Below are 8,432 nucleotides of genomic sequence, written 5' to 3' on the forward strand. Positions count from 1 at the left end.
GGCGGAGTGGGTCCGGGAGGTGGCGGAGCGGGCGGCCCCGGCGAATGCGGGCGCCCGTCCGCAGGTCACCACGGGGCCGAGCCTGCTGCTGGCCGGGGTGACCGGCGCGGGCAAGACCCACCAGGCGTACGGCGCCGTCCGCGCCCTCGTCCGGGCCGGGATCGCGGTGCGCTGGGAGGCGACCACGGCCGCCGACCTGTACGCCGAACTGCGCCCGCAGACCGGCACGGACACCGAGCGCATCCTCCACCGGGTGTCCCGCGTCCCGGTGCTGATCCTGGACGAACTCGGCGGCGCGAAGACCACCGAGTGGGTCGAGGAGATCACCACCCGCCTGATCAACCGCCGCTACAACCTCCTGCTGCCGACGCTGATCACCACCAACCTCGCCATCCGGGACCTGCGCGCCCAGCTCGGCGACCGCGTCGCCTCCCGCCTTGCGGAGATGACGACCAGGGTCGCCTTCGAGCCCGTCGACCGCAGACGTCGGCGGCACGTCGCCTGACCGGCCGCCCCGTCCCCCCACCACAGAACCACCTCCCCGCCGGCGCCTTGTCCGCGCGCGGGGAGCGATCGGAGCAACTCCCATGACCACCAGGACGATTACCCCTGCCCGCCACCGGTCGCTCGGTGACCAGACCTGGCAGGACGAGGCCGTCTGCCAGAGCACCGAGTACAACCCGGTGGACCCCGAGATCTTCTTCCCCGAGCCCGACGAGACCGGGAAGATCGCCGCCGCGAAGTCGCTGTGCGGCCAGTGCCCGGTCCGCCGCACCTGCCTGGACGCCGCCCTGGAGAACGGCGACTCCGACGGCATCCGGGGCGGACTGACCGAGGAGGAACGCAGGCCCCTGCACAAGAAGCTCGCCCACCGCCTCGACTACAGCCGGGTGAACGAGACCATCACCGGACGCGACGTCCACCTCACCCACGCCGAACGCCGCGCGGTCATCGACGCCGCTTACCACCACGGGGTGAGCGAACGGCGCCTGGCCTGGCTCCTGAAGATCACCGAGGAACACGCCCAGAAGCTCTACCGGGAGATCAGCCGCGCCCTGCGCAACCGGGACCTGGACCTGGACCAGCCCACGCAGACCACCGCGCCCGCGAACAACGAGGGCGAGCGGCTGGGCCGGGACGACTTCGGGACGGCGGCGTGACTCCCGCGAGCGCGCCGAGGACGGCACACATCACCGGCTGGGACCGTACGGTCGTCATCGCCCTGGGCGGCGCGGGATGCGCCCTGTCCTACGACGCCCTCCAGCAGATGGCCGTGGCCATCCACGTACGCGGTCTCCTCACCTACCTCTTCCCCCTGGTGATCGACGGGTTCATCGCCTACGGCGTACGGGCGCTCCTGGTCCTGCGCGACGCGCCCCTGCGCGCACGGTTCTACGTGTGGGCCCTCTTTGGCACGGCCACCGCCGCCAGCATCTGGGCCAACGCCCTGCACGCGGTGCGCCTCAACGAGGAAGGGGCCGCCGGTACCGGTCTGCGGCTCGGGGACACGGTGGTCGCGGTGCTGTCCACGATCGCCCCGCTCGCGCTGGCCGGAGCGGTCCACCTCTACATCCTCATCGCCCGAGGCCAGGTCAGGGCCGGTGACCGGGAGAGCCTCGGTCACGCTGTCCGGGCTGACCGGCCCGGGGGCATCGAGGTCACCCCGGCGGACCGGGCCGGTCAGGTCAGCGACGGGCCGGTCACTGACCTGACCGGCCGGTCACGCCTGTCCCTGGACAAGCAGAGTCCGGCTCCCCGGTCACTGACCGAGGACAGCACCCCGGCGGACAGCCCCGGCCCGGTCACCGGTGACCGCGAGCAGCCGCAGGAGGCCACAGATCCGCTCGGCCAGCCGGACACCGTCCCCCAGGTCACCGACCGGACGGTCGTCGAGGCGGTCACCGCCGACCAGGACAGCCTCGCGCCGGCCACCGGCCGGCCGGTCACTCCGCCCCCGGTCACCGGCCAGACCCCCCGGACACCCCGTGGCCGACGGTCCGACCCGGACACCGAGGAACTCCTGAAGATCGCCCGGTCAGCGGTCACGGCCGAGAACAACCTGACCCGCAAGGTGGTCGCCCAGGCGATCCGGGGGCAGCAGATCCCGCTGTCCAACGACACGCTGACCGCCCTGATGGCCGAGCTTCGCCAGCAACCCGGACAGCCGGTCACCTCCGGCCGGACCTGACCGGGACACCACGAACCGGGTGACCGGCCGGACGATCCGGCCGGTCACCCGCCCCCGGTCACCTACCCCCACACCCCTGCGAAGCGAAGCGGAGTACCCCTTCATGCGCACCCGCCCGGCCACCCTCGCCGAGGTCGACTCCTGGCTGACCGTCCTGCACCGCCACGGCCACCTCCACCGCGCCCGGTCCGGCCCCGACAACACCTGGACCGTGCAACGAACCCCAGGCAGCCGCCCCTGGACCCTGCACCACCCCGTCCTCGCCATGGACTGGATCGAGGAACTCGTCCGCGAACTCCGGCAGCAGAACCCGGAAACCCCCTGGTGACCGCCGACGACCCGGCAGTCACCGAGACCGGACAGCAGCGTGACCCCACAACGGCTCCCGGCGGAGCAAGTTGTCGCCTACGACGGTCCTACGGCCCGTCGTACGCACTTGCCCCCGCCCAGCAGGGCGGGGGAAGTCCGGCTGGTCCCCGAGCGAGGGCGCACAGGGACCAGCCGGACTCCCGGCACCAGGGGGTGCCGGTCGTAGAGGGAGAAGCAGACCGCCGCGAGCAGCCGAGCCCGAGCACGCCCGCGTTTCCCGACCGCAAGCCGCGCCGCCGCACCCGCAACCCCAGCCAGCGCACCCGCAAGACGACCACCCGCCTCTCCGACACCGAGCACGCCGAGATCGCCGCCGCTGCCGCACAGCGCGGCGTCACCGTCGCCCGGTTCCTCGCCGCCGCCGGCCTCGCAACCGCCCGCGGTTCCACCCGCCTGCACACCAACGAACAACTCGACACCGCCATCGACGAGCTGGCCGCCGCGCGGACCGCCCTCTCCCGGATCGGCAACAACATCAACCAGATCGCCTACACCTACAACGCCGGAGGACAGCCCCGCCCCGGCGAACTCGACCACGCCCTCCAGACCCTCACCCGGCTCCTGGCCCGCATCGACGACACCGCCGACACCCTGGTGAAGAAGCGTCTGTGATGGTTCCCAAGATCCGGCGCGGCTCCCGCACCTACGGCCTCCTCGTCTACCTGTACGGCCCCGGCAAACGCGACGAACACACCGACCCCCACCTCGTCGGGAGCTGGGACGGCTTCGCCCCCGACCCCGGACGCGACACCAGCCCCGACCCCGACTTCAAGGCCACCCTCGCCCGCCTCACCGCCGCCCTGGACCTGCGCGTCAACCAGGCCGGCACCGCAGCACCGGCCCAGCACGTCTGGCACTGCTCGGTCCGCACCGACCCCGGCGACCGCACCCTGACCGACGCCGAGTGGAACACCGTCGCCCGCCGCCTGGTCCACGCCGTCAACCTCGCCCCCGACGGAGACCCGGACGGCTGCCGCTGGGTCGCCGTCCGCCACGCGGATGACCACATCCACATCCTGGCCACCATGGTCCGAGGAGACCTGCGCCGCCCCCGCATGAACTACGACTTCAAAAAGGCCCAGGCCGAATGCCGCCGTATGGAGAAGGAGATGGACCTGCGCCGCCTCAAACCCGGCGACGGCACCGCAGCCCAGACCCCCACCAGCGCCGAACGCTTCAAAGCCGAACGCACCGGCCGCACCGAGACCCCACGCGAGACACTCCGCGAAGCCGTCCGCCACGCCCTCGCCGGCGCCGCCACCGAAGAGGAGTTCTTCGCCCGCCTGCGCGAGGCGGGCCTGCGCGTGAAGATCCGCAACGCCCCGTCCGGCGACGCCATCGGCTACAACGTCGCCCTCCCCGGCGACCGCAACCGCGACGGTAAACCGGTCTGGTTCCCCGGCTCCAAACTGGCCCCCGACCTGTCCCTCCCCAAGATCCGACGCCGCATGACCGGAGGCGCCACCGATCCGACGACACTCCCGCCGGTCACCGGTGGCCGGCCGGACTGGTCCGCGTCCTCCCGGGCACGACGCGGCGCCACCGGCATCGCCGAGCACGCCGCCCGCCTGATCGACAGCGACGAGGACGAAGCCGCCGCTCAGCTCGTGGGCATCGGCGAACTCCTCGACGCGGTCGCCCAGACCTCCCCGGCCACCACCCGCGCCGAACTGGGCGCCGCCGCCCGCGCCTTCGAACGCGCCACCCGCAGCCACGTCCGAGCCGAACAGGCCGACATCCGCGCGATCCGCTCTGCAGCCCGGGGCATCATCCAGGCCGGAAGCGCCCTCAGCCGGGGCGAAGACGGCGGCACCACCGCCATGCTCCTGTCCACCCTGGTCCTCGTCACCCTCGCCGCCGTCCGCTGGCACTCCGCCCGAGGCCACGCACAGCAGGCCCACGCCGCCCGGCAGACCGCCGAACACCTGCGGACCGCCTACCGCCAAGCCGCGTCCGCGCCGATGCGGGTACTGCGCGACCAGGGCCGCGCCCTGCCCGAGACCGAACGCCGCAGCTACCAGGCCACCGTTCACACAGTTCTGTCGAAGTCGGGGTTGCGGGTGGCCCGCTGGCCCTCGAAGACCGATGCCCTGACCGCCACGCTCGCCCAGGCCGAGCAGGCCGGCCACGATCTCGAGGCCCTCCTCCAGGAGGCCATCGACATGCGCGAACTCGACACCGCCGAGGACGTCAACGACGTCCTCGTCTGGCGCCTGCGCCGCCTCGCCCAGCTCCCCGCCCACCCCGGTGAGGCAACCCGCCGTCCACGGACCGGCAGCAGGCCCAAGACCTCAACCGACCACGCCACCAACCGGACGACGCCCGCAACCTCGGCTCGCCCCACCACCTCCGACCCGCGCAACCGCCCACCGAGCCGCTGACGGCAGCACGCCGGCACCGGCCAGCCGGCCCCCGAGAACTGCCTGGACAACCGGCTCCACCGGCTGTTACGGATGAACAGAACGACCCCAACCGGGAGATGACGCTCGTGCCCAGAACCACCCACCGCCCCACCGCCCCCGTACTGCCCGTCCTCCCCGCCGGCGCCGATCCCCTGCTGCGACTTGAACACGAGACACAGCCGCCCAGCGGCCCCAACATGGCGCGCTGCCTCAGCCACCCGCACGAACTCGCCCTCCGCGGAATCCCGGTACGGTGCACAGCCTGCCGCGCCCGGCGCGACTGGCTGCTCATCAACCACGGCCGAAACGTCTGGCTCTGCTGCCGCTGCGGCAGCCACTGGCACGAACCGGAGATCACCCGCGCCGACTTCGACGCCCTGGCCACCGGCCCGGACGGAACGACCTACCCCACCGTCGCGCAGGGCCTTGCCGCACTCGGCTTCGACGGCGCCTTCACCGGCACCTACCTGGAATAGAGAGCGCCTCGTCGCCACATATCGGTGAACTCTGCGGAAACCGCCCCGCTTTACCCGCGCCCTCAGTAGAAGGAGGGGTATGACAGAAATGGATGATCCGCGGCTGGTGGACGCAGTGTGGAGGGTGGCCGACCTGACGCGAGGTTACCTCGACCAGGACCGTGCCCAGGTGGCGTCCTGCCTTGCAGATCTGGAGCCCAGCCGATTGGAACTCGTCTTTGCCTGGTCGTCACTTGAGCACGACCGGCTCTTCGGCACACTTGGAGAACCGTCCATGGCGGTGCGCGACATCTACGAGGTCGCGGCCCTGGCTCCACCAGAGATCGAGTTCGCGACAACGACGGCCGTACGCCGGGTCGCCACGAAGGAGTCAACACTTCTTCGGGCGTTGGAGAGCCTGGCGCTGCTGGAACGCATCCATGCCGTCACGATCAACACGGTGGTCATGCTGCTGGAAGCGCACGGTCGTACCAAGGCCCTGGAACTCCTCGACGAAGAGGCCCTGGACTGTGAGCGCAAGGGCTACCCCAGGCCGTACCCCATCACCTGACCTTGTTTGGGGTGACTCTCCGTCCTGCGCCACGACCAGCGCCTGGTAGACATGGCCGGCGGCAACGATGTCGGGGAGTCCATCTTCCGCCGCTGGGTGAACGCCCAGACCGGGGTCGAAAACCCACGGCAGCGCTGCCCGGATGCCGTCAGCACCAGGGTCAGGTCAGCCACGCTCGCCGTTCTTCGGAAGTCGACCCCGGAAGTCGCAGCCGGGACACTCGTCCTCGCCCTGGATATGGCCCTCGTACCACCCGTGGACGGCGGCATGCAGGATCGCTTCCTCCACCGACGCTTCGCCGTCGCGGACCGACGCGATGGCATTGCCGACGACCACCCGGAGCACGGCGTTGTCCGGTGAAGGGAACGGAGGGGAGGGCATTGGCGAATCGAACGTCATGCTCTCAGCCTAGGGGCGGACGTGATCTCGGGTCAGCCGAACGGTGTACCCCCTGGCGAGCAGGGCCTGCGGGATCGCCCTTCTGTCGGCCGTCGTGACCTTCTCGTCCGCCGACTCTGGGGGTAGGCAGCACGTGACCGGGCATACCGCGAGGCCGCCCCTGCCGGATCGGCGAGGGGCGGCCTTGTGCGGTGTGGTCAGGTCTCAGCGAGGTGGTTGGAGAGGTCGAGGGCGGCGGTCGCGACGGCGAGGGCGGTGCACAGACCGCGTACCTCGTGGAGGGTCGGGCGGATCAGGTGCGGCCAGGTGTCCGGGGCGGCGGGCCAGGAGGCGAGATGGACCTCGCCGGTGGCCAGGCCCAGGTGGGCGGTGACGTTCCAGCCGGAGACAGCGGCCGGTTCCCAGTGCAGGCGGACGCGGCCGAAAGGCAGGCGTGGGATGTCGGCGGCGAGCCAGGTGACATCGAGCGGTCCGTCCGGCAGGGCGGAGACGTGCTGGACCAGTGCGCCGCGCGCGTGGCTCGGCATGGGGCGTACGGCGAGGCTGTGCAGGGGAAGGAGGTGCGTGGGAGGGGTGCGTGACGGGATATGGGCCTCCAGAGGTGTCGGTGGATGGTTCAGGCCCAGGCGAGGGCGTTGCTGACCGTTGTGGGGAGGTAGTCCTCCTGGCCGTCGTCGGCTATGAACGCCTTGCCGTCCCGGACGATGACCTCCGTGCCCAGGTAGTGGGCGAAGGGGAAGTCCGGGTTGACGGCGAGGCGGATCGGCAGGCCGGGGTCGATGTCCTGGAGCTGGCGCAGCAGGTGGCCGACGGTCAGGTAGTGGGGCACGGGAATCTCCGAGGAACGGGTCGTTGGAGGAGTGGTTGCCGGTTGTGCGCGGTCATGCGGCCTGGTCGCGCCGCCACTGGCGTTGTTCGGCGCGACGGGCGGCACGGCGCCGGACGGTCTTGGTGCGGCGGCCGTACTGGCCGCGCAGGTAGTAGCAGGTGCAGCGCGGGGCGTAGGCGCATTTGCGGCGGTAGCCGGGGCGGGTGGCCAAGAGCATGCGCACGGCCGGAACTCCTTGCCGGGTCGGTGCTGTTCGAAGCAGGGGCTGCGGAAGTGTGGTCAGTGGTGGGCGACGAGGGCGGAGATGAATCCGGCGACGGCCTCGGAGGGGGTGTGGAGGCCGAACTCCTGGACCCACGGGTCGCCTTCGGTGGGCTGGACCCGGACCTGCCAGACGATGCCGCGCTTCCAGGCGGTGGTGTTCTCGGGGAGCCAGCCGACGTAGACACGGCCGTCCGGGCTCGTCGCGTGGACGTTGGCCTCCGGGGTGTCGACGACGGCCCAGCCAAGGGTGGTGAGAAGGCCGAGCACGGAGTCGGCGCAGTGGTCGGAGGAGAGCCAGTGGCGCTCCTCGACGACCGGGCGGACGACAGCGGGCAGGAGGGTGGCGGAGGCGTTCACGGTGATGCGATCCCTTCATTGACCTGCGGTTTTCCCGACACCCGTACGTTGGCATGCGAGGTGGCGAAGTACGTAGTCCTGTCCGGGGAAGCGGCGTCTGCCGTGGGCGAACTGATGGCCGTCGGGGAAGGGACCACGGCCTTGGGGAATGGATCGGCGAGCCGGGTTGTCGTACTTCGGTTGCGGCAGTGGGCCGCACGAGGCCGAAGGGGGAGCCGGGATGACAAGGCCGAGCAGACACTGGGACGGGGCCGGGCTGGAGCGCAAGATCCGTTCGGCCGGGCGGCCGTGGACGGTGGGCGGCATCACGATGGTTGCTGACGGTCAGTGGGCTGTCGGTGCGCGGGCCGGCGGACGGAGAGAGGAAAGAGTGGTGGAGGAGCGGGTCGCGGACGGGCGCCGCGTCGAGCTGACGTTGGAGGAGCTGGCCCGCGCGGTGGACTCCGGCGTCTGGGACGGCCACCGTGGCGAGGACCGCGCCTGACCGGTCAGCGGTGCGGCCCCAGCCCGGCCTTCGGCGGCCCGACGGCTGCCGAAGGAGCGGTCTGCCCGGGTGACCGGCCCACGGCGTGCGGCGGGGGCCCGGAGCGGGCGACAG

At 71.6% G+C, this 8,432-nt stretch carries 14 protein-coding genes; 9 read left to right on the forward strand and 5 right to left on the reverse strand.

The window, feature by feature from the left end:
- The 8 genes from ACVNF4_RS28545 to ACVNF4_RS28580 form a co-directional block, all read left to right on the forward strand.
- The coding region (locus ACVNF4_RS28545) for an ATP-binding protein (RefSeq protein ID WP_461805764.1) at positions 1-505 on the forward strand (505 nt) is incomplete at its 5' end.
- Positions 506-587: 82 nt separating this feature from the next.
- Complete coding sequence (locus ACVNF4_RS28550; RefSeq protein WP_461805765.1) at positions 588-1,160, forward strand: WhiB family transcriptional regulator; 573 nt, start codon at positions 588-590, stop codon at positions 1,158-1,160.
- The gene (locus tag ACVNF4_RS28555) at positions 1,157-2,188 is read left to right on the forward strand and encodes a DUF2637 domain-containing protein (RefSeq protein WP_461805766.1); all 1,032 of its coding nucleotides are present in this window, start codon (positions 1,157-1,159) and stop codon (positions 2,186-2,188) included. The genes ACVNF4_RS28550 and ACVNF4_RS28555 overlap by 4 nt, the downstream gene beginning before the upstream one ends.
- 103 nt (positions 2,189-2,291) lie before the next feature.
- Complete coding sequence (locus tag ACVNF4_RS28560) at positions 2,292-2,516, forward strand: hypothetical protein (RefSeq protein WP_461805767.1); 225 nt, start codon at positions 2,292-2,294, stop codon at positions 2,514-2,516.
- A gap of 194 nt (positions 2,517-2,710) precedes the next feature.
- A complete protein-coding gene (locus ACVNF4_RS28565) occupies positions 2,711-3,169 on the forward strand; it encodes a plasmid mobilization protein (protein WP_461805768.1) in 459 nt (152 codons plus the stop codon).
- Positions 3,169-4,938, forward strand: a complete 1,770-nt coding sequence (locus ACVNF4_RS28570) for a relaxase/mobilization nuclease domain-containing protein (RefSeq protein WP_461805769.1) — start codon at positions 3,169-3,171, stop codon at positions 4,936-4,938. Before ACVNF4_RS28565 ends, ACVNF4_RS28570 begins: the two co-directional genes overlap by 1 nt.
- 98 nt (positions 4,939-5,036) lie before the next feature.
- Positions 5,037-5,435, forward strand: a complete 399-nt coding sequence (locus ACVNF4_RS28575; protein WP_461805770.1) for a hypothetical protein — start codon at positions 5,037-5,039, stop codon at positions 5,433-5,435.
- A 79-nt stretch (positions 5,436-5,514) separates the two neighbouring features.
- A complete protein-coding gene (locus ACVNF4_RS28580; protein ID WP_461805771.1) occupies positions 5,515-5,985 on the forward strand; it encodes a hypothetical protein in 471 nt (156 codons plus the stop codon).
- A 165-nt stretch (positions 5,986-6,150) separates the two neighbouring features.
- Here the strand turns inward: ACVNF4_RS28580 and ACVNF4_RS28585 are convergent, their stop codons facing one another.
- The 5 genes from ACVNF4_RS28585 to ACVNF4_RS28605 form a co-directional block, all read right to left on the reverse strand.
- Positions 6,151-6,384 carry a hypothetical protein gene (locus ACVNF4_RS28585; protein ID WP_461805772.1) on the reverse strand — a complete coding sequence of 78 codons (234 nt, stop codon included), beginning with the start codon at positions 6,382-6,384 and terminating at the stop codon, positions 6,151-6,153.
- 197 nt (positions 6,385-6,581) lie between these two features.
- Positions 6,582-6,911 carry an esterase gene (locus tag ACVNF4_RS28590; RefSeq protein ID WP_461805773.1) on the reverse strand — a complete coding sequence of 110 codons (330 nt, stop codon included), beginning with the start codon at positions 6,909-6,911 and terminating at the stop codon, positions 6,582-6,584.
- 89 nt (positions 6,912-7,000) lie between these two features.
- Complete coding sequence (locus ACVNF4_RS28595; protein ID WP_461805774.1) at positions 7,001-7,213, reverse strand: hypothetical protein; 213 nt, start codon at positions 7,211-7,213, stop codon at positions 7,001-7,003.
- A 52-nt stretch (positions 7,214-7,265) separates the two neighbouring features.
- A complete protein-coding gene (locus ACVNF4_RS28600) occupies positions 7,266-7,436 on the reverse strand; it encodes a hypothetical protein (RefSeq protein ID WP_461805775.1) in 171 nt (56 codons plus the stop codon).
- Positions 7,437-7,492: 56 nt separating this feature from the next.
- Positions 7,493-7,834 (reverse strand): SPDY domain-containing protein, encoded by a 342-nt coding sequence (locus ACVNF4_RS28605; protein WP_461805776.1) that lies wholly within the window; start codon positions 7,832-7,834, stop codon positions 7,493-7,495.
- Between the two features lie 220 nt (positions 7,835-8,054).
- Between ACVNF4_RS28605 and ACVNF4_RS28610 the strand changes: the two genes are divergently transcribed.
- Complete coding sequence (locus tag ACVNF4_RS28610) at positions 8,055-8,318, forward strand: hypothetical protein (protein WP_461805777.1); 264 nt, start codon at positions 8,055-8,057, stop codon at positions 8,316-8,318.
- The last annotated feature ends 114 nt before the right edge of the window (positions 8,319-8,432 follow it).

This window comes from Streptomyces sp. S6 (assembly GCF_054880855.1).

What these genes read in the sequence shown, in the direction of transcription:
- ACVNF4_RS28550 (WP_461805765.1), top strand. Translation starts at nt 588, where the DNA reads ATGACCACCAGGACGATTACCCCTGCCCGCCACCGGTCGCTCGGTGAC.
- ACVNF4_RS28560 (WP_461805767.1), top strand. Translation starts at nt 2,292, where the DNA reads ATGCGCACCCGCCCGGCCACCCTCGCCGAGGTCGACTCCTGGCTGACC.
- ACVNF4_RS28570 (WP_461805769.1), top strand. Translation starts at nt 3,169, where the DNA reads ATGGTTCCCAAGATCCGGCGCGGCTCCCGCACCTACGGCCTCCTCGTC.
- ACVNF4_RS28575 (WP_461805770.1), top strand. Translation starts at nt 5,037, where the DNA reads ATGACGCTCGTGCCCAGAACCACCCACCGCCCCACCGCCCCCGTACTG.
- ACVNF4_RS28580 (WP_461805771.1), top strand. Translation starts at nt 5,515, where the DNA reads ATGACAGAAATGGATGATCCGCGGCTGGTGGACGCAGTGTGGAGGGTG.
- ACVNF4_RS28585 (WP_461805772.1), bottom strand. Translation starts at nt 6,384, where the DNA reads ATGACGTTCGATTCGCCAATGCCCTCCCCTCCGTTCCCTTCACCGGAC.
- ACVNF4_RS28590 (WP_461805773.1), bottom strand. Translation starts at nt 6,911, where the DNA reads ATGCCGAGCCACGCGCGCGGCGCACTGGTCCAGCACGTCTCCGCCCTG.
- ACVNF4_RS28610 (WP_461805777.1), top strand. Translation starts at nt 8,055, where the DNA reads ATGACAAGGCCGAGCAGACACTGGGACGGGGCCGGGCTGGAGCGCAAG.